This is a genomic window from Streptomyces sp. NPDC092952 (genome assembly GCF_044754785.1).
GTDB lineage: Bacteria > Actinomycetota > Actinomycetes > Streptomycetales > Streptomycetaceae > Streptomyces.
In genome coordinates, this window is sequence record NZ_JBIVPT010000012.1 from 88,552 (window position 1) to 108,116 (window position 19,565).

General features: G+C 74.4%; 18 protein-coding genes. 10 read left to right on the plus strand and 8 right to left on the minus strand.

Annotated features, from left to right (window positions below; all coding sequences use genetic code 11):
* Nucleotides 1–39 precede the first annotated feature (39 nt).
* The 5 genes from ACIQGQ_RS25805 to ACIQGQ_RS25825 form a co-directional block, all read right to left on the minus strand.
* The gene (locus ACIQGQ_RS25805; RefSeq protein WP_402399410.1) at nt 40–672 is read right to left on the minus strand and encodes a TetR/AcrR family transcriptional regulator; all 633 of its coding nucleotides are present in this window, start codon (nt 670–672) and stop codon (nt 40–42) included.
* An 88-nt stretch (nt 673–760) separates the two neighbouring features.
* On the minus strand, nt 761–2,401 hold the full coding sequence (pgm, locus tag ACIQGQ_RS25810; protein WP_402399412.1) for a phosphoglucomutase (alpha-D-glucose-1,6-bisphosphate-dependent): 1,641 nt from the start codon (nt 2,399–2,401) through the stop codon (nt 761–763).
* A 120-nt stretch (nt 2,402–2,521) separates the two neighbouring features.
* Entirely contained in the window at nt 2,522–3,586 is a 1,065-nt protein-coding gene (locus ACIQGQ_RS25815) for a HEAT repeat domain-containing protein (protein ID WP_402399415.1), read from the minus strand.
* Nucleotides 3,587–3,655: 69 nt separating this feature from the next.
* Nucleotides 3,656–4,372 (minus strand): response regulator, encoded by a 717-nt coding sequence (locus tag ACIQGQ_RS25820; protein ID WP_402399418.1) that lies wholly within the window; start codon nt 4,370–4,372, stop codon nt 3,656–3,658.
* On the minus strand, nt 4,369–5,637 hold the full coding sequence (locus tag ACIQGQ_RS25825; protein ID WP_402399420.1) for a sensor histidine kinase: 1,269 nt from the start codon (nt 5,635–5,637) through the stop codon (nt 4,369–4,371). The genes ACIQGQ_RS25820 and ACIQGQ_RS25825 overlap by 4 nt, the downstream gene beginning before the upstream one ends.
* 143 nt (nt 5,638–5,780) lie before the next feature.
* Here ACIQGQ_RS25825 and ACIQGQ_RS25830 point away from each other — a divergent pair, with 143 nt between their 5' ends.
* The 4 genes from ACIQGQ_RS25830 (at nt 5,781) to ACIQGQ_RS25845 (ending at nt 8,738) form a co-directional block, all read left to right on the plus strand.
* Nucleotides 5,781–6,197: a DUF4190 domain-containing protein gene (locus ACIQGQ_RS25830; RefSeq protein ID WP_402399423.1), complete on the plus strand. Its 417-nt coding sequence runs from the start codon at nt 5,781–5,783 to the stop codon at nt 6,195–6,197.
* A 59-nt stretch (nt 6,198–6,256) separates the two neighbouring features.
* Nucleotides 6,257–7,771, plus strand: coding sequence for an alpha/beta hydrolase (locus ACIQGQ_RS25835; protein ID WP_402399426.1), 1,515 nt, complete (start codon nt 6,257–6,259; stop codon nt 7,769–7,771).
* A 119-nt stretch (nt 7,772–7,890) separates the two neighbouring features.
* Nucleotides 7,891–8,370 (plus strand): GNAT family N-acetyltransferase, encoded by a 480-nt coding sequence (locus ACIQGQ_RS25840; RefSeq protein ID WP_402399429.1) that lies wholly within the window; start codon nt 7,891–7,893, stop codon nt 8,368–8,370.
* A gap of 50 nt (nt 8,371–8,420) precedes the next feature.
* On the plus strand, nt 8,421–8,738 hold the full coding sequence (locus ACIQGQ_RS25845) for a cupin (RefSeq protein WP_366298101.1): 318 nt from the start codon (nt 8,421–8,423) through the stop codon (nt 8,736–8,738).
* Here the strand turns inward: ACIQGQ_RS25845 and ACIQGQ_RS25850 are convergent.
* Complete coding sequence (locus ACIQGQ_RS25850) at nt 8,728–9,981, minus strand: MFS transporter (protein ID WP_402399432.1); 1,254 nt, start codon at nt 9,979–9,981, stop codon at nt 8,728–8,730. The two genes, ACIQGQ_RS25845 and ACIQGQ_RS25850, sit on opposite strands and share 11 nt — an antisense overlap.
* Before the next feature lie 79 nt (nt 9,982–10,060).
* Here ACIQGQ_RS25850 and ACIQGQ_RS25855 point away from each other — a divergent pair, with 79 nt between their 5' ends.
* Both ACIQGQ_RS25855 and ACIQGQ_RS25860 read left to right on the plus strand, forming a co-directional pair.
* A complete protein-coding gene (locus ACIQGQ_RS25855; protein WP_402399435.1) occupies nt 10,061–10,954 on the plus strand; it encodes a LysR family transcriptional regulator in 894 nt (297 codons plus the stop codon).
* Between the two features lie 106 nt (nt 10,955–11,060).
* Nucleotides 11,061–11,996, plus strand: a complete 936-nt coding sequence (locus ACIQGQ_RS25860) for a carbohydrate kinase (RefSeq protein ID WP_402399438.1) — start codon at nt 11,061–11,063, stop codon at nt 11,994–11,996.
* A 6-nt stretch (nt 11,997–12,002) separates the two neighbouring features.
* Here ACIQGQ_RS25860 and ACIQGQ_RS25865 read toward each other — a convergent pair whose 3' ends face one another.
* Nucleotides 12,003–13,295: a hypothetical protein gene (locus ACIQGQ_RS25865; RefSeq protein ID WP_402399441.1), complete on the minus strand. Its 1,293-nt coding sequence runs from the start codon at nt 13,293–13,295 to the stop codon at nt 12,003–12,005.
* 197 nt (nt 13,296–13,492) lie between these two features.
* Between ACIQGQ_RS25865 and ACIQGQ_RS25870 the strand changes: the two genes are divergently transcribed.
* From ACIQGQ_RS25870 to ACIQGQ_RS25885, 4 genes are all read left to right on the plus strand, one after another.
* Nucleotides 13,493–14,770, plus strand: coding sequence for a beta-ketoacyl-[acyl-carrier-protein] synthase family protein (locus tag ACIQGQ_RS25870; protein WP_402399444.1), 1,278 nt, complete (start codon nt 13,493–13,495; stop codon nt 14,768–14,770).
* 13 nt (nt 14,771–14,783) lie between these two features.
* The gene (locus ACIQGQ_RS25875) at nt 14,784–16,646 is read left to right on the plus strand and encodes an acyl-CoA dehydrogenase (RefSeq protein ID WP_402399447.1); all 1,863 of its coding nucleotides are present in this window, start codon (nt 14,784–14,786) and stop codon (nt 16,644–16,646) included.
* Between the two features lie 261 nt (nt 16,647–16,907).
* Complete coding sequence (locus ACIQGQ_RS25880; RefSeq protein WP_352277930.1) at nt 16,908–17,183, plus strand: acyl carrier protein; 276 nt, start codon at nt 16,908–16,910, stop codon at nt 17,181–17,183.
* Nucleotides 17,180–18,403, plus strand: coding sequence for a beta-ketoacyl-[acyl-carrier-protein] synthase family protein (locus ACIQGQ_RS25885; RefSeq protein WP_402399451.1), 1,224 nt, complete (start codon nt 17,180–17,182; stop codon nt 18,401–18,403). Before ACIQGQ_RS25880 ends, ACIQGQ_RS25885 begins: the two co-directional genes overlap by 4 nt.
* A 96-nt stretch (nt 18,404–18,499) precedes the next feature.
* On the opposite strand, the gene ACIQGQ_RS25890 is transcribed toward ACIQGQ_RS25885, so the two are convergent.
* Complete coding sequence (locus ACIQGQ_RS25890) at nt 18,500–19,471, minus strand: PRC and DUF2382 domain-containing protein (RefSeq protein ID WP_402399453.1); 972 nt, start codon at nt 19,469–19,471, stop codon at nt 18,500–18,502.
* Nucleotides 19,472–19,565: the final 94 nt, after the last annotated feature.

Sequence of the window (19,565 nt, forward strand, 5' to 3'; positions counted from 1 at the left end):
TGTCCTGTTGCGTCGGTGGGGGCGTACGGGGCCGGTCGTTCAGGCGGGCCGGGCGCCGACCGCCCTGAGGCACAGCGCGGTGAGGGCCGCCACGACCGGCTCCGCCCTTGCCCCGGCCCCCTCCCCGACCGGGGAGAGCGGGCCGAGCAACGCCTCGCCGACCGCGCCGATCACCGCGGCGGCCGACAACTCGACGTCCTGCGGCGGGAGTTCGCCCGTTCGGATCCCGGTGGCGATGATGGTCCCGGCAAGCGCGTGATAGCCGCGCCGGTAGCCGAGCCGCTCCTCCTCGACGAGCGGGTCGACCGGCTCGGCCAGCAGCGCCCAGGCGGTACGCGGACTGCTCAGCGCGCGGTACGAGAAGACCTCGACCAGCGCCCGCAACTGCTCCCGGGCGCCGTCGCGGGCCCGCACCGCCTCCCGTACCGCTTCGAGTTCATGACTCGCGACATGGCGGAAGACCGCGGCCAGCAACTCCTGCTTGGAGGCGAAGTGGTTGTACACGCTGCCGGTCGCGACACCGGCCCGCCGGGCGAGCGCGGAGACACTGGCCGCCGGATACCCGCCCTCGGCGAGCAGCTGCCGTGCCGCGTCGAGGAGCCGTTCGCGGTGGGCGAGCCGGGTCGCCTCGGTACGGGCGGTGGCGCGGTAGGCCATGCTCTGAACCCCCATTCATATCTTGTGGTGTCCAGCCAAGCACTGTTCCCGGCCGGGTGCAACGGCCGGTTCCGGACCACCGAAACCGGCCGTCGCCCCGGGCTCAGGAGCCCAGCGCCGCGGCGACCACCGCCTTCGCCTCCTCCTGGACCCGGGCGAGGTGCCCGGCGCCGAGGAAGGACTCCGCGTAGATCTTGTAGACGTCCTCGGTGCCCGAGGGGCGGGCCGCGAACCAGGCGTTCTCCGTGGTCACCTTGATGCCTCCGATCGGCGCCCCGTTGCCGGGCGCCTCGGTCAGCACCGCCGTGACCGGCTCACCGGCCAGGGTGTCCGCGGTGACCTGCTCGGGCGAGAGGCGCGCGAGGACCGCCTTCTGCTCCCGGTCCGCCGGGGCGTCGATCCGGGCGTACGCCGGCTCGCCGAACCGGGCGGTGAGCTCCGCGTACCGCTCCGACGGGGACGAGCCCGTCACCGCGAGGATCTCCGAGGCGAGCAGCGCCAGCAGGATGCCGTCCTTGTCGGTCGTCCACACCGAGCCGTCCTTGCGCAGGAACGACGCCCCGGCGGACTCCTCGCCGCCGAACCCGAGCGAACCGTCGGCCAGCCCGTCCACGAACCACTTGAAACCGACCGGGACCTCGACCAGCCGGCGGCCGAGACCGGCGGCGACCCGGTCGATCATCCCCGACGAGACCAGCGTCTTGCCGACCCCCGTCGACTCCGGCCAGCGCTCCCGGTGCCGGTACAGGTAGTCGATGGCGACGGCCAGGTAGTGGTTCGGGTTCATCAGCCCGCCGTCCGGCGTCACGATGCCGTGCCGGTCCGCGTCGGCGTCGTTGCCCGTCGCGATCCGGAACCGGTCGCGCTGCTCGATCAGCGAGGCCATCGCGTACGGCGAGGAGCAGTCCATCCGGATCTTCCCGTCCCAGTCCAGCGTCATGAACCGCCAGGTGGGGTCGGTCAGCGGGTTGACCACCGTGAGGTCGAGCCGGTGCTGCTCGGCGATCCGGCCCCAGTACGCGACCGACGCCCCGCCCAGTGGATCGGCGCCGATCCGCACCCCGGCCGCCCGCACCGCGTCCAGGTCGAGCACCGACGGAAGATCGGCCACGTAGCCGCCGAGGAAGTCGTACGTCCCGGTGGTCGACGCCGCACGCGCGCGGACGTACGGCAGCCTCCGCACCTCCTTCGACCCGGCGGCGATGATCTCGTTGGCCCGCTGCTGGATCCAGCCGGTGGCGTCGGACCCGGCGGGGCCGCCGTTCGGCGGGTTGTACTTGAACCCGCCGTCGCCCGGCGGGTTGTGGGAGGGCGTCACCACCACCCCGTCGGCGAACCGCTCCGTGCGGCCCCGGTTGTGGCCGAGGATCGCGTGCGAGACCGCCGGGGTCGGGGTGTAGCCGTCGGCCGGATCGAGCAGCACGGTCACGTCGTTGGCGGCGAAGACCTCGACGGCGGTCACCCGGGCGGGTTCCGACAGCGCGTGGGTGTCGGCGCCGAGGAAGAGCGGCCCGTCGATGCCCTGGAGCGCCCGGTACTCGCAGATCGCCTGGCTGGTGGCGGCGATGTGGTCCTCGTTGAACGCGGTGGCCGTGGCCGAACCGCGGTGGCCGGAGGTGCCGAACGCCACCCGCTGGTCCGGCTCGGCCGGGTCCGGGTGCAGCGTGTAGTACGCCGTCACCAGCCGGGCCACATCGATGAGATCCTCGGGCCGGGCCGGTTGTCCGGCTCGCTCGTGCGGCATGCCTGCTCCTTGGTGTCGGTGGTCGCTCCGGTTGCTTCCGCCCCATTTTCCCGGGCCGGCCGCACCGTGCCGAGACCGCCCCGCCGGGCGGCGGTCCGGCGACGGCCACCGCCGCGCCGGCTACGCCGGGGACTCCGGACGGCCGCCGGTCCGCGCCCCGCCCGCGGCGGGACCGGCGAGGTCGGAGAGGTCGGCCACCACCAGCGCGGCCGCCCGTGCCGGGTCCCCGCCGGCGCGGGCGAGCAGCGCGGCCGCGTCGTACTCCTCGCCGGCCGACTCCAGGTGACTCACCTTCAGCGCGTGCACCGACTCGTAGCGCGGTGAGCCGAGCGCCGCGCCGAGATCCGGGCGCAGCCGCTCCAGCTCCACGACGACCGCCCAGGCGTCGGCCTCCATCCGGGCCCGCCGCACCGGGTCGCAGGCCGCGGCGGCCCATTCGGCCCCGGCCGGATCGGGCCGGTGGGCGGCCAGCGCGGGCAGGAGTTCGGGGACGCCCAGGACGGCCGCCGCGTCGACGAGGAAGAGACTCGACCCGTCGTCGGAGTCCAGCAGGTGCGCGATCAGCGGGACGGCCCGCGGGTCGTGCCGTCGGGCCAGCCCCCGCGCCCCCTCCTCCCGGACCGCGCCGTACGCGTCGGTGGTGCACGTCCAGAGCGCGTCCCTGATGGCCGTGGTGTCCTGCTCCAGCTGGAACCCCAGTGTGAAGGCCGCCCATTCGCGGACCTCGGGGTCCTGGTCCCCGGTGAGCCGGATCAGCGCCCGGACATCGGGCCCGTCGGGCAGACCGCTGCTGACGGAGGCGAACTCCGAGGCGACGTCGCGCCGCAGACCGGCGTCCCCGTGTCCGGACAGCCCCACCAGCACGGGAACGGCGCGCGGGTCCCGCGTCCGGCCCAGGGCGTGGACGAGGGACGACAGCACACGGCGATCCGTCTCCACCCCGGCCAGCGCCACCAGGGCGGCCGCCGCCCCGCCGCGCAGGGACTCGTGCGCCTCGGCCGCCTTTCCGGCCAGATCGCAGCCCACCTCCCGCTCCAGGACACCGGCCGATCCCAGCAGCTCCGACGCGCAGTGCGACACGGTCTCCCCGCTCGCCCCCTCCACCACCTCCTCGACCAGGGCCCAGTAGGCGTGCAGGTCCTCGTCCGCCCCCGAGGCCTCCGCCGCCCGTGCCGCGGTCGTCAAGCGCCCCTGTATTCCAGCCGCGTCGTCCATCCACGCTTTCTCCCGAGGGGCGGGCGGGCCGGGCCGGTGTCAGCCCGCGACCCCGGGCACGACCAGACCCGTCTCGTACGCGATCACCACCGCGTGGGTCCGGTTCTGCGCTCCGAGCTTGGTCAGCACGTTCCCGACATGCGTCTTCACCGTCTCCGCGCTCACCCCGCAGGACCGGGCGATCTCCGGATTGGACAGACCGGTGGCCATCAGACGGAGCACCTCCTCCTCCCGGACCGTGAGCGCCGCCCGGGGCAGCGCCTCGGCGGAGTCCAACGGGCGGGCGGTGACCATCCGGCGCAGGGCCGCCGGAAAGAGGATCGCCTCGCCCGCCGCGACCACCCGCACCGCCTCCGCGATCCGGGGCACCGGGAGCCGCTTGAGGACGAAGCCGCAGGCCCCGGCGCCGAGCGCGGCGGTGACGTAGCCGTCGTTCTCGAAGGTGGTGATCACCACGACCTTCGGCGGCGTGTCCGGCCCGGCGAGCAGCTGCCGGGTGGCTCCGATGCCGTCGAGCCTCGGCATCCGTACGTCCATCAGGACCACGTCCGGCCGCAGCCGCCGCGCCCGCTCGACCGCCTCGACGCCGTCGGCCGCCTCGCCGACCACCGTGATCCCCGGCTGCATGCCGAGCAAGGTGCCCAGGCCGCTGCGTGTCACCGCGTCGTCGTCCGCGATCAGGAGGGTGACGGGGGTGTCGGCCACGGGAGCCCGGCCCGTGTCGGGGCCCGCCGCGCCCGAGGGTGAGCCGATCATGAGGGCAGGCGTAGCGGCAGCCGGACCCCGAGCCGCCAGTGCTCCGGTCCCTCCCGGCCGGCCTCGAACTCGCCGTGCAGCAGCCGTACGCGTTCGGCGAGCCCCGGCAGGCCGTGCCCGGAGGTCGGGAAGGCGTCCGGGACCGGGCGCGCCCCCGGAGCACACCGGTTGACCACCCCGAGACTCACCAGCTCGGGCGTGGCCGTCACCGTGACCCGGATCGGACCGCCCGCGCCGTGCCGCAGCGCGTTCGTCAGCCCCTCCTGCACGATCCGGTACGCGGCCCGCGAGAGCGTCCCCCGCACCCGCGTGAAGTCGCCCGACAGCTCCGGCTCCACCACGGCGCCCGCCTGCCGTACCCCGTCGAACAACCCGGGCAGATCGGCCAGGGTACGGGTCGGCGCCGCGCCCACCCGCTCCTCGCGCAGCATGCCCAGCACGTAGTCGAGGTCCTCGAGCGCGGTCCGGGCCGACTCCTCGATGCCGCGCAGGGCCGCCCGTGCCGCCGCCGGGTCGGCGCCGAGCACCTCGCCCGCCACCGCCGCCTGGATCGTGGTGGCCGTCAGCGTGTGCCCGATCGAATCGTGCAACTCGTGGGCCAGCCGGTTGCGTTCGGCCAGCGAGCGCTCCCGCTCGGCGGCCCGCGCGAGCCGCTCGGCCGACGACGGACCCAGCAGTCGGGGGGCCAGCCACCGCAGCGCGCCGGTCACCGCCAGACACGACAACGCCGCGAACAGCAGGCAGCACCCCGCCGCGGCCCAGCTCTGCCAGCCGCTCTCCGGCCGCAGCGACCAGCCGCGCACACTCAGCCCCGCCTCGGCACCGGCCCAGCCGCCCGGGAGGAGCAGTCCGGCGGCGAGCAGCAGGACGCCCGACTGCGCCCCCGTCCACCCCAGCGCCACCTGCGACAGCAGCCACAGGGGCGTCCGCCAGTGGTCGGCCCCCGCCCCCGTGGCGGAATCCGGCCCCTCGGCGGGAGCGTCCGCGCCCCGCCGCACGGGATCGGGCAGCGGCACCCCCAGCATCCGCCGGGCACAGGCGATCAACACCCGCCGCGTGGTCCGGGCCAGCCCGATCAGGCCGATCAGCACGGACCAGACCAGCACCGTCAGGGCGAGCCGCACGCCTGTCGGGGCGGACGGCCACGCCAGCGCGGGCAACGCCGCGAGGGGCAGCAGCGGAAGGCTCGCCAGCGCGCCGCAGTAGGCGAAGAGCGCACCCGTATACGTGGAGCCGCGCAGCAGCGGCCGGATTCCTCTGAACATGACCTGGTCAGTATGGCCGGACGACCCGGCCACACCCTCCCCCGATCGGGGGAGCGGATTCTCCCGCCTTTCCGTGATGTCTCCGCACGCCCCGAGATCCAGAATCGGGACCTCGCCGACCGACAGGACGAAAGGACGGGCCGATGAACGCCCAGGGAATCGAGACACCGCCGAACCGCACGGCACCGCAGCGGGCACCTCTCGCGGGAGCCCGGACCGCACCCGCCGGCACCGGACCGGGCCCCGCGCGGAACGGCCTGGCCACGGCCGCCATGGCACTCGGCATCGTCGGCCTCCTCACCTCCGTCGTGCTCGTCGGAGGCCCCCTCGCCGTGTTCGGCCTGATCCTGGGCATCGCCGCGCTGATGACGGCACGACGGACCGGAACCGGCCGGGGCCGGGCCCTCACCGCCCTGGTGACCTCCGCCCTCGCGATCGCGGTGTCCGGGCTGGTCGCCGTCCTTCTGGCCTGGTACGCGAACCACACCCAGGCGTGCTACCAGCCCGACACCCTCAGCCAGTACGCGCAGTGCGTCCGCGAACAGCTCGCCGCCGACTGACCGGCGCCACCGCACCCGGAACCGAGAACCCATCCCTCCCGACAAGGACGAGCACCACCGTGCGAGACAGGAACACCCGCAGCATCCCCCTCCGTACCGCCGCCCTCGCGACCGCCGCCGCTTCGGCGCTGGTCCTCGTCACGGCCTGCGCCGCGCCCGAGCGGCCCGGCCCCGCCACGGCCAAGGACCCGTTGCGGCGGTACACCCAGCAGCCGCTCCAGTGGAAGCGCTGCTCGGAGAAGGAGCCCGCCGCCTTCCGGTGCGCGACGGTCGAGGTACCGCTCGACTACCGCGACCCCGGCGGCAGGACCATCGGCATCGCGATATCCCGGCTGCGGGCGGGCAGCGCGAAGGACCGCCACGGCGTTCTGCTGCTGAACCCGGGCGGGCCCGGGGCACCGGGACTGAACCTGCCCGTCGACCCGATGACGACGTTCCCCGCCGAGGTGAAGCGGCGGTTCGACCTCGTCGGATTCGACGCGAGGGGCACCGGCCGCAGCGCACCGGTCAGCTGCGGTCTGACCGGCGAGGAACAGGCCGACCACCCGTACAAGGAGGGGACCTTCGCCAAGGACGTGGACCGGGCGCGGACGGTCGCCGCGAAGTGCCGGGCCGCCGCCGGTGACGAACTGCCCCGGCTCACCACCCGCAACAGCGCCCGCGACATGGACGTCATCCGTGCCGTGCTGGGCGAGAAGAAGATCTCCTACCTCGGATACTCCTACGGCACGTACCTCGGCGCCGTCTACACGCAGCTGTTCCCCCGGCGCGTCGACCGCGTCGTCCTCGACAGCGCGACCGACCCCACCCGGATCTACCGGGGCATGTTCCAGGACATGGCGAAGGCGGCGGAGCGGGCCTTCACCCGATGGGCCGGATGGGCCGCCCGGCGGCACACCACGTACGGACTGGGCGGCACCCCGGCCGAGGTCCGCCGCACCTTCTGGGACCTGGTCGCGCGGGCGGACCGCGAGCCGATCGCGTTCGAGGGGCAGCGCCTCACCGGCGACGACATCCGCGCCGACAACAGCACGTTCTTCCACCTCCGGACCGCCGCCGAACGGATCGCCGGGCTGAAGAGGGCGGCCGGGACCGGGAACCCGGCACGGTCCGGCACGGCCGGGGCGGCAGAGGAGAGCGACGACGGCTACGCCTCCGCCGCCTGGTCCTACCTGTGCGCCGACACCCGCACCTGGCCGCACGACCCCGAGCGGTACCGCCGGGAGGCGATCCGTGACACGGCCCGCTACCCGCTGTACGGCGACTTCGCGTCGGCCATCACCCCCTGTGCCTTCTGGGAACCGGGCAGCGAGCCGCAGACCACCATCGACAACGGGGCCGGAGCGCTGATCGTGCAGAACGAATGGGACTCCCAGACCCCGCTCTTCGCCGGGCGGGCCATGCACCGGGCCCTGCGCGGCTCGCGGATGCTCACCGTCGCCGACGGCGAGGGACACGGCGTCCTCTACGCGCCCGGCGGCGGTTCCTGCGCGGACACGGCGGCCACGGCCTACCTGACCACGGGCAGGCTCCCAGCCGAGGACCTCACCTGCCGGGCCGGGGCCGAGCGGTAACCGCCACGGCGCTTCGCGTCTCCCGAGGACCGGCCGAACCCGGCCCTGTGCGGACCGGGTAGGTTCGGCCACGACGACGGGCGGCCCGCCGGGGCCGGCCGGACAGGAGGGGTGAGAAGGTGCCGAACGATTCCGTACCGGAGGACCGGGTGGTGCTCCGCGGGGCGACCGCGCAGGACGCCGGGCCGCTCACCGGGCTCTTCCTCGACTCGCGCGCCGCGGCCATGCCGTACCTGCCGAAGGTGCACAGCGACGAGGAGACCCTGGCCTGGATGACCCATGTGGTCCTGCCCGGCACGGTGGTGCGGATCGCCGAGACCGGGGCCGGGGAGCTGCTCGGTTTCTCCTCCCTGGACGGGACCGAGCTGGAGCACCTCTACCTCCGTCCCGACGTACGGCGCCGGGGCGTCGGTTCGCTGCTGCTGGCCGAGGCGCGCGAGCGCGCGGCCGGGGAGCTCACGCTCCACGTCTTCCAGCGCAACACCGACGCCCGGGCGTTCTACGAGCGGCACGGATTCACCGCCGTCGCCTTCGACGACGGAAGCCGCAACGAGGAGAGGGAACCGGACGTCAGATACCGCTGGACGGCAGGCGGCTGACCGGCCGCGGCAGGATCGCGGCCGGGCGGCCCCTGCGGCACAGTGGGCACATGGACGACCTGAACAGCCTCGCCGACGAGCACCTGACCGCGGCCCGCGCCTCCGCGCACGGCCGCAGCGCCCACCGCCTGCTGCACGAGGAACCCCTGCGGCAGACCGTCATCGCCCTCACCGCGGGCTCCGCCCTCGACGAGCACAACGCCCCCACCGCCGCCTCGCTCCAGGTGCTCCGCGGCCGGGTCCGGCTCACGGCGGCCTCCGGCGACGTGGAGCTGGGGGCCGGCGGGCTCCAGCCGATCCCGCAGGAGCGGCACGGGCTGCTGGCCCTGGAGGACGCCGTGGTGCTGCTGACCGCCGTCAACGAGTGACGGCACCCGGGCCGGGAACCGCCCGTACCCGCTCCAGGATCCACACGGCCAGGCTGCCCGCCGCGAGCGCGCCGCCCAGCAGGCAGACACCGCTCCAGCCGGCCCGGGACCAGACCACCGAGGCGAGCGCGGCCCCGGCCGCCCCGCCCATGAAGAACAGCGTCATGAAGGCGGAGTTGATCCGGTTGCGGGCCTCGGGACGGAGCGCGTAGATCACGTTCTGGCTGCTGTTGAGCCCGGCCTGCTGGGCGATGTTCAGCAGGATCACGCCGACCGTCAGCCAGAACAGCGAGGTCCCCCCGGCCAGCAGCGGCAGCCAGGCGAGCGTCAGGAGCAGGGCGGCCGTCGCCGAGACCGCCTGCACCCGGCCCCGGTCGCCCAGCCGCGCCGCGACGTTCATACCGATCACCCCGATGACGCCCACCAGGCCGAACACGCCGATGACGGCCGCGTTCCAGCCGAAGGGGGAACCGGCCAGCAGGAAGGTCAGCGAGGTCAGCTGCACGCTGTAGGAGGCCATGGAGAACGCGCCGAAGGCGGCCCGGCGGCGCAGCACGGGCTCCTCGCGCAGCAGCGCCAGCGTGGAGCGCAGCAGTCCGGCGTACGGGATCGGGACCGTGCCGCCCGGCCGGGGCAGCCGGGGCAGCCGGCGGTGCAGGAGCACCGCCATGACGGCCATGAGCACGGCGTTCACCCAGTACACGGTCCGCCAGCCGCCCAGTTCGGCGAGCGCGCCGGCGGCCATCCGCCCGAACAGTCCGCCGAGCAGCACACCGGACATCACGATGCCGACGGTCCGGCCGCGCTCGGCCGGGGCGGCGAGCGTCGCCGCGAACGGCACCACCACCTGCGCCCCGACCGAGGTCAGCGCGGTCAGCAGGGTCCCCGCGACGAGCAGCGGCCCGGTCGGCGCGGCGGCCGTCGCCAGCAGGAAGAACGAGGTGAGGGCGAACAGCCCCACCGCGAGCCGCCGCCGGTCCAGGACGTCCCCGAGCGGGACGAGGAGGATCAGCCCCAGCGCGTAACCGGCCTGGGCGGCGGTGACGATGAGTCCGGCCGCGGTCGTTCCCAGGTGCAGATGGGCCTGGATGACGCCGAGGAGCGGCTGCGCGAAGTAGTTGCCCGCGCAGGAGAGGGCGGCGGCGAGCGCCATCAGCAGAACCAGGCCGCGTCCGAGGACGGGCGGCCGGGAGGGGGCGCCGGGTACGGCCCGGCCGTGGATTTCCTGAGTGGTGTGAGCCATGCGCCCAGCTTCCGGGAGCCACCATCCATGAGTCCAACACATGTTTTTCATTTCATCGATCGTGATTCACGATGGACGCATGGAACTTCAGCAGATGCGCTACGTCGTCGCGGTCGCGGAACTCGGCAGCTTCACCCGGGCCGCCGGGCGGTGCCTGGTCGTCCAGTCCGCGCTGAGCCACCAGATCGCCCGGCTGGAGAAGGAGCTGGGGGCCCGGCTCTTCGACCGCACCAGCCGCCGGGTGCGGCTCACCGCGGCGGGCGAGGCATTCCTCCCGGAGGCCCGGCAGGCGCTCGACGCGGCGGAGCGGGCCCGCGCCGAGGTCGCGGCGACGGCGGGGGAGGTGCGCGGCCGTCTCGCGGTGGGGGTCATCCCGACCGTCTCCTCGGTCGACGTCCCGGCGGCGCTGCGGGAGTTCCACCTGCGCCACCCGCAGGTACGGATCGTGCTGCGCGAGGGGGCCAGCAAGGACCTCGTCCAGGAAGTGCGGGACGGGACGGTCGACGTGGCGTTCCTGGGCGTGCTGCCGAGCTACCGGCCGACGGGGGTGAACGACCACGAGCTGAGCACCGGCGAACTGGTCGCCGTCGTGGCCCCGACCCATCCGCTCGCCGCGGAGCGGGAGGTGGACCTCGCCCGGCTGGCGCAGGAGCTCTTCGTCGACTACCCGGACGGTACCGCGGCCCGCGCGCAGTCGGAGGAGGCGTTCGCCGCCCACGGGCTCACCCGCGAGGTGGCCTGCGAGGTCAACGGCACCGACTTCATCGTCCGGCTGGTCCGCAGCGGGCTCGGCATCGCCCTGCTCCCGTCCGCCTTCGCGGCGGAACTGACCGGCGTACGCGTGCTGTCCGTCAACGGGGCGCCGGCCCGCACGGAGCGCCTGGTCTGGAGCCGCTTCCGGCCCACCCCGGCCGCCGCCGCGTTCCTGACCGGACTCGGCGTCGGCGACGGGACCGGGGCCGGGGACCGGTGAGGCCGCGACCGGGCCGCCCCACGCACACGGCAGGATCGGGGCAACCGCCCCGGGCACCCGTCCGGCCGGGACACGTACACCAGCACACGGTAGGAGACCCCACCCCATGCTCGACGGATTCGACCTGCTGGTCATCGGCGAGTGCGTCGCCGACATCGTCCGGCGGCCCGGCCTGGCCGACCGGGTCCACCCGGGCGGCAGCCCGGCCAACGTCGCCCACGGCCTGGCCCGGCTCGGCCACCCCACCACCCTGCTCACCCAGCTCGGCCCCGACGCCCACGGCCGGCTGATCCGGGACCATCTCGCCGGGGCGGGCGTCGAGGTCCGCACCGACGGCGCCACGGCCGCCACCCCGTCCGCCGCCGTGACCCTGGACGGGACGGGCCGGGCCACGTACACCTTCGACATCGGCTGGACGCTCGGCCCGGTCGCCCCGGACCGGCCGCCGCACCACGTCCACACCGGCTCCGTCGCCGCCGTGCTGGAACCGGGCGGGGGCACCGTCGTCGGCGCCGTCGAGTCGCTGCGGGCCACCGCCACCGTCAGCTACGACCCCAATGTGCGCCCCGCACTGATGGGGGACCGCGACACCGCCCTCCGCCGGGTCGAGCGGTGCGTCGCGCTCAGCGACGTGGTCAAGGCCAGCGACGAGGACCTGGACTGGCTGTACCCCGGCGAGGAGCCGGAACGGGCCGCCGAGCGGTGGCGGGCGAGCGGCCCGGCCCTCGTCCTGGTCACCCGGGGCGGTGACGGGGCGCTGGCGGTGTGGTCCGGCGGACGGGAGGAGACCGCCGCACTGCCCGCCGAGGTCGTCGACACCGTGGGGGCGGGCGACGCCTTCATGTCCGGCACCCTGCACGCCCTCGCCGCGCACGGGCTGCTCGGCGCGGCCGCCCGGGAGCGGCTGCGCCGGGCCGACCGGGCCCTGGTCGCCGACGTACTGCGGTACGCGGCGGCCTCGGCGGCGGTGACCGTGGCCCGCGCGGGCGCCAACCCGCCGGACGCGGGGGAGCTGCGGGCGGCGCTGGGTCCTGCCCGGTAGCCGGGGTCAGCCGGTCACGGTCAGGCGCGGGCTGCTGTCGTCGTCGAGGAACTCGACGACGGCGAGTGCGAACAGGGCGCACAGCGCGATCCACACCGTGACCAGTCCGGTCGGCCGGTCCCACACCAGCAGGACCGCGCCGGCCACCACGACCACCGTCCAGTTCAGCGGGCGCCGGGCGCGGTGCACCCACCGGCCGACCGGGCCGCCGGTGAACCCGGCCGCCTCCCGCACCGCGCCGATGCCGCCGCTCCACATCGCCGTCACCCGGGTCGCGGTACGGCCCGTACCGGTGAGCCACGCGGCGAGGGCCACCACGACGCCCAGCGTGACGACCAGCCGCACCAGCACCCGCATGGGCCCGGCCAGCGCGTCGAAGACCGCACCGGCGGCGGGCCGCGACACCCCGGAGGGCAGGCTGTCGAGGTAGAAGGCCCGGCCCAGCCACAGGGCCAGCCCCAGCACCGCCGCCCCCGCCCCCAGCGCGAGCGCCGTCGCGATCAGCGCGCGCCGCCGGCGCACCGAGAGGAGCACCCCGCCCGCCGCCAGTGCCAGGGTGACCGGCGGCAGCCAGAGGCCGATGAGCTGGAGGGCCCGGAACCACATCGTGGCCCTGCCCACCGACGGGGCGGTGAGCACGGTGAAGTCGGTGTGGATGGCGGGGAGTTTCGCCGCCGCCTTCAGCCCCCGGTCGACGAGCCGTTGTTTCACCTGGTCGACGACGGGCGCGAGATCGACGGTGACGGTGTCGTCCGTGATCCGTACCGCTCCCTCCTGGCTCCCGGACAGGGCCTTCACCGCGGCGGACTGGGAGGCCCGGTTGAGATCGGTCCAGATCCTGGCGAAGGCGTCGCCGGAGACGAACCTCTCCACCGTCCCGTGCACGAATCCGGTGACGCCCGTGGTGAGGGGGCCGCTCAGCGTCGCCAGCGCCCGGTCGAGCGCCGGCCGGTCCGCGGGCGCGACATCGGCCAGCAGCGTCTTCACGTCCAGGTGCTGCATGACCGCTCCGGTGACGCGGTCGGTCACCGCCGCCTGCACCTCCGGGTCGGAGGCCAGCGGCGCCATCATCGCGACGTAGTTGCCGGTGTCGCCGATCTGGTTCTTCGCCCAGGTGGACACGATGCCCAGCGGGGTCAGCACGGCGGCGACGAGCACGAGCAGCACCGCGAGGGCCGACCGCGCACGGGGCGGACGGTGCCGCGGGCCCCCGGCCTCCAGCGCGGCCACCCTGGCCCGCAGCGCCGCCAGTTCGCCGTCGTCCGGGGACGGGCCGGGCCGGTCGTGCTCTGCTTCCATCCCTCCACCTGACAACCTGCCGGAACGGGCCGCGTGGCGGGCTGCTGCGGATGGCGGAACGCGGTCACCACGGCGTGCGCCCCGGGACACGCGCCGGGCGGAGAAATGACCCGATCGGCTCATTGGCCGCATCCTCACCGGGGCTACGACCGTTCGACAACCAGTAGGGGTGATCGATTACAGCGGAGGGGGCGGAGATGACACGGGTCGGTACGGACGTGGCGGTGACGGGAATGGGGCTGGTGACTCCGGCGGGGGCGGACGAGGACGCCTTCTGGGACGGGCTGTGCGCCGGGGTGTCCACGGCCCGCCGCCGCGAGGAACTGGCCGGTCTGCCGGTCGACTTCGGCTGTGCGGTGGACGGGATCGACCTGGACGCGGCGATCGGCGGGCGTTCGGTCTGGCGGATGGCGAGGTTCGTGAAGCTGGCGCTGCTCGCCGCCCGCCGGGCGGTGGCGGACGCCGGTCTGTCGCCGGACCGGTGGGACGGCGACCGGGTCGGGGTGGTGCTCGGAGTCGGGGTCGGCGGGGTGTCCGCGCTCGTCGACAACGTACGCAGGCTCGACGGCGGCGGGGCGGAGGCGGTGTCGCCGCTCCTGGTCCCGATGATGATGCCCAACGCGGCGGCCGGGGAGGTGGCCATCGCGCTGCGGGCGCACGGCCCGAGCCTCGCCCCGGCGACCGCCTGCGCCTCCGGGGCGACCGCCCTCGCCCTCGCCCGCGACCTGCTGCTGGACGGCAGGTGCGACGTGGTGGTGGCGGGCGGTACGGACGCCGTGCTCACCCCGCTGGTGGTGAGCGCCTTCGCCGGGATGGGGGCGCTCTCCCGGCGTACCGGCGATCCGGCGGGGGCCTCGCGGCCGTTCGCCGCGGACCGGGACGGGTTCGTGATCGGGGAGGGGGCCGGCGTGCTGGTGCTGGAGCGGGCGGCCGACGCGCTCGCCCGGGGCGGCCGCCCGCGCGCCCTGCTGGCCGGCGCCGGTTCCGCCACCGACGCCCACCACCCCACCGCCCCCGACCCGTCCGGGGGCGGCGCCCGCAAGGCCGTCACGGCCGCGCTGCGCGAGGCCGGCTGGCGGCCCGACCAGGTCGACCACGTCAACGCGCACGGCACCGCCACCCCGCTGAACGACGCGATGGAGGCCGCGCTCATCGCCGGGCTCTTCCCGCACCGCCCCTCGGTGACCGCCCCGAAGGGCGTCCTCGGGCACACCCTCGCGGCGTCCGGGGCGATCGAGGCGGTCGCCTGCGTGCTGACCCTGGAGCGCGGTGCCGTTCCGCCGATCGCCAACCTGGGCGCGGCGCCGGGGGAGTTCGGCCTCGACCTCGTGGTCGGCGAGCCCCGGGCACAGGAGGTCGAGCGGGCTCTCAGCCACTCCTTCGCCTTCGGCGGACACAACGTGGTCCTCGCGCTCCAGCGCTTTCGCGCGGACGGTCCGCCGCCCGCGGACCGGGGTGTCCTCGACAATGCTTGATCGTTATATTTTCATGACCGCAGCGACCGACCACACCTCCGCAGAACGGACCAGGGACCTCCTCACCGGTGTGCTTCTCGGCGACGACTTCCGCCGGGAGCACGGTTTCTGGCAGCGGCTGATCCGTACCGAACCCTTCCGCCGCCCGGGGCGCGGCTCCACCGAGGAGGAGCGCCGGGCCCTCGCGTACGAGCGGCTGCGCCACCTCAACGACAGCCTGGACGGCGATGCCCCGCCGACCGGCCCCCGCGCGCTGGCCGCCCTGCACGAGTGGCTGGGCCCGGTGGACCCGGCACTGACCACGGTGGCGGGCATCCACTACAACCTCTTCCTCGGCAGCCTCGTCGACCACGACGGCGAACACCGCCGCGACCTCTCGGACTTCCTGCGGCTGCGGCGCGTCGGCACGTTCCTCTGTACGGAGGTGGCGCACGGCAACGACGCGGTCGCCGTCGAGACCACGGCCGAGTACGACCGCGAGCGCGACGGCTTCGTCCTGAGCACCCCGCATGCCGGGGCGCAGAAGTTCATGCCCAACACCAGCCCTTGCGGGGGCCCCAAGTCCGGGCTGGTGGCGGCCCGCCTCCTCGTCGACGGCCACGAGCACGGTGTCTTCCTCTTCCTGGTGCCGCTCACCGACGAGGTGCGGACCCTGCCCGGCGTACGCGTGCGGCTGCTGCCCACCCGTACCGGCAGCCCGGTCGACCACTGCCTGACCTCCTTCGACCGGGTGTTCGTGGACCGCACCGCGCTCCTGGACGGGGAGCACGGCCGGATCGGCGAGGACGGGGAGTTCAGCAGTGCCGTCGCCAACCGCAGGCGCCGCTTCCTCACGTCGATCGGACGGGTCACCTCCGGCAAGATCTCGATGACGGCCTGCGCGGTCGGCTGCGCGCGCGCGGCGCTCGCCGTCGCCGTCCGCTACGGGGGCCACCGCCTCATCTCCGGCCCCCGGGGCTCGGACCGGGTGCCGGTGATCGCGCACCGCAGCCACCACGGACCGCTCGCCTCGGCGATGGCCACCGTCTTCGCGATGAGCCTGCTGCACCGCCGGGCGCTGGACCGCTGGGAGGAGGAGGGGCCGGGGGAGGAGACGGAGCGGTTGGTCGCCGTCGCCAAGGGCTGGGTCACCTGGGAGGCCAGGGCGGTGATCGTGGAGTCCCGGGAACGCTGCGGCGCCCAGGCGCTCCTGGAGCACAACGGGATGAGCGAACTCCTCACCGGGATCGAGGGCGCCATCACCGCCGAGGGGGACAACCTCGCCATCCACGCCAAGGCCGCCGCCGAGATGCTCTTCGCCACCGCCCCGGCCGGCCCCGACCCCCTCCCCGCCCCCTTCCCCGGGCCGGACGCGTTCGACGATCCCGGCTTCCTCGGGCGGCTGCTCGTCCGGCTGGAGGCGATCTGGTTCGACCGGGCCCGCGCGCGGATGCGCCTGGTCCCGCACGGCGACCCGCTGGCGCGCTGGAACGCGGCCTCCGGGCCCGCGCTGCGCGGCGTCGAGGCACACGCCCAGCGCCAAGCCGCCGAAGCGTACGCCCGGGCGGTGGCCGCGCTCCCCGAGGGGCCCGCCAGGGAACGGCTCGGCGCGCTGCAACGGCTCTTCGCGCTCGAACGGATCGCCCGTGCCAGTGGCGATCTGCTGGCGGCGGGGCTGCTGGCCGCCGATCAGGTCGACGGGCTGCCGGACCGGCTGGAGGAGCTGACCGCGGAGATCGCCCCGCACCTGCCCGAGCTGGCCGAGTCCTTCGCGCTGCCGCCGGAGGTGCTCGCCGACTGGCCCATCGCCCGCCCCGACTACGTGGACGCCTACGACGATCCCGAGGCCCCCTGGCGGCCGGACGCGGACCGGGAGCCGTCCTCCGAGGAGCGGTGAGAACCATGAACAGAAGGGGAACAACCGTGCGTGGCAATCGGGTCGGAGAGGCGATCGGAGCCTTTGGCGTCCGCTTTGTCCTATTGGCGTACTGGGGTGCGACGGCCTTGCTGGCCCGCTGGTGCGAGGGGTGCGAGGAGAACGGTGCCGAATCGGTTCGGCGCAAGGCGTAACTGGACGCACTCCATCCAGTTGATCCGGCGTCGGGATGGTTTCGCCGCCGTCCCGGCAGTCCTTACCGAACGATGGAGAGAAAGAAACATGAGTACGATTCATCCGAGGATCGCCGAGGTGCTGACGCAGACCTTCAAAGTGCCCGCCGCGGAGATCCACCCGAGTTCCACCATGGACAGCCTGGAGATGGACTCCCTCGCCGTCGCCGAGTTCGCCGTGCTCATCAGGGAGGCGACCGGCTGCGACCGGGAGTTCGAGCAGTTCCCCAAGGGCGCCACACTGGCCGACATCACCCGGTTCATGGACGCGGCGGCCGGCGGGGTCCGGCTGGGCGGCGAGGCAGCGATGAGCAAGGCCCGATGAGCAGGCCGGACATCGCCATCACCGGTCTGGGCATGATCACCCCGGTCGGCAACGACACCGAATCGACGTGGCGGGGGGTGTGCGCGGGCGTGTCGCCGGCGCGTACCGTCGCCGGGCTCGAAGGGTGCGCGATCGACTTCGCCTGCGTGGTCGACGGCATCGACCTGGACGCCGCGATCGGCGGCCGGGCGGCCTTCCGCATGGGGAAGTACGTGAAGCTCGCCATCCTCGCCGCCCGGGAGGCGGTCACCGACGCCGGGCTCGACCCGGCGCGGTGGGACGGCACCCGGGTCGCGGTGATCGTCGGCACCAGCAGCGGGGGCTCCACCTCGCTGACCGAGCAGGCGGTGGTGCTCGACCGGCTCGGGGCCGGGGCCACCTCGCCCTCGGCGATCCTGCTCACCATTCCGAACATGCCCGCCGCCGAGATCGCGATCCAGATGAAGGCCACCGGGCCGAGCATGGCCCCGTGCACCGCCTGCTCGTCCGGCGTCACCGCGCTGTCCGTCGCCCGCGACCTGCTGGTCAGCGGACAGTGCGACATCGCGATCGCCGGGGCCACCGAGTCGATCGTCTATCCGGTCGCGATGGCGGGCTTCGCCAGGTCCGGTGCCGGAGCGCAGCGGGACGGGGATCCGGCCGGGCTGTGCCGCCCCTTCGCGGCCGACCGGGCCGGGCTGGTGCTGGGCGAGGGCGCGGCCGTCATGGTGCTGGAACGGGCGGACGAGGCCCGGACCCGGGGCGCGGCCCCGCGGGCCCTGCTCGCGGGCACCGGTGCCACCACCGACGCCCACCACCCCATCAGCCCCCACCCCTCCGGGCGGATCGCCCAGGCGGCGGTGGAAGCCGCACTGCGCGACGCGGGCTGGGCCGCCGAGGACGTCGACCACGTCAACGCGCACGGCACGGCGACCACGGCCAATGACGCCATGGAGGCCGCCCTGATCTCCCGGGTCTTCCCGCACCAGCCGCCCGTCACCGCCCCCAAGGGCGTTCTCGGGCACTGCATGGGGGCGGCCGGGGCGATCGAGACCGGACTCACCATCCTCGCGCTCCAGCGGGGCGTCGTGCCCCCGATCGCCAACCTGGGCGCCCCGGCGCCCGAGTTCGACATCGACTGCGTCATCGGGCAACCGCTGCGGCAGCCCATCCGGCGGGCCGTCAGCCACTCCTTCGGATTCGGCGGACACAACGCCGTGATCGCTCTCCAGCGTCCGTAGGCATCCGGCAGGTGGTGCGACGGGGGAACACCGCCCGGCGTACCACCGGCCACACCCCGTGCACCACCCGCGGAAACGTGCGGACCGGAGGGCCGGTCAGCGGTGGCGGCCCTGACCGAAGTCGCCGCCCATGCCCTTGCCCGGTATGTCCTTGCCGTCCGCGTAGTCGATCTGCTCCTTGCGGAGCTCTGCGGAGACCTCCTTCTGCTCGGTCACCTTCCTGGTCTCCATGCGCACCCGTTCGACGGGCACGGTCTCCTTGCTCGTGGTCGCGCGCTCCGCGTGCAGGGTGACCTCCATGTCCTGCTCGCGGATGGCGGGGTGCTGCGCCGCCGTCTTCTCGTCGGGGCGGAGCGGCTCCCGGATCAGCCGTACCTCCTCGTGCGTCACGGGCACGGTCCGGGTCACGTTCTCCGTGACGACGTACTTGTGGAGGCGTGCCGTACCGCTCTCGTACTCCTCGGTGCCGACGTGCAGCTGTTCCTCGGAGCGGATCATCTCGCCCTTGCCGCCCGGCTCACCGGTGGAGCGCATGGGGCCCGCCCCGGCACCGGCCAGGGGACGGGAGGTCTGCGCCGTGCCGGTGGTCTCGCGGTGCATGGGCCGGCCGGAGGTGCCGGTCGCCCCGGGCATTCCGGTGGGGGCGGTGGTGCCCCTGGTTCCGGCCGCGCCCATGGCCGTGGTGCCCGTACCGGCGGCGGTCGTGGTGTCCGTGCGGCCGCGGGGCTTCATGGCGGCGGTGGTGTTCCTGGGCAGGCCGTAATGGTCGTACAGCTCCTCCTCCTCGGCCACGGACAGATGCGCGTCCGCGTCCACCCGGGGCGCGTCCTTGACGCGGACCTTCGGGTGCGAGATGTGCAGATCGGAACCCACGCGGCGGGCCCCGGCCAGCGGGACGAAACTCTCCTTCATGCCGAACAGGCCGGTCTTGACCGTGATCCAGTCCGGCCGGCCCGTGTTGTCGTCGACGTACACCCGGCCCACGGTGCCGACCTTCTCGCCGTGGGTGTCGTACACCGTCAGGCCGTCGAGCTCTCCGGAATCCGTGAAACCGTCAGCGGCTGCCATGGCCGATTCCTCCTCCTCCGGGCGCGTCCTGCGGCGGGGGCCGCCAGGGGAGGCGCGTCCGTATTCCATCGCGCCTCACCCGGATGGACGCTGC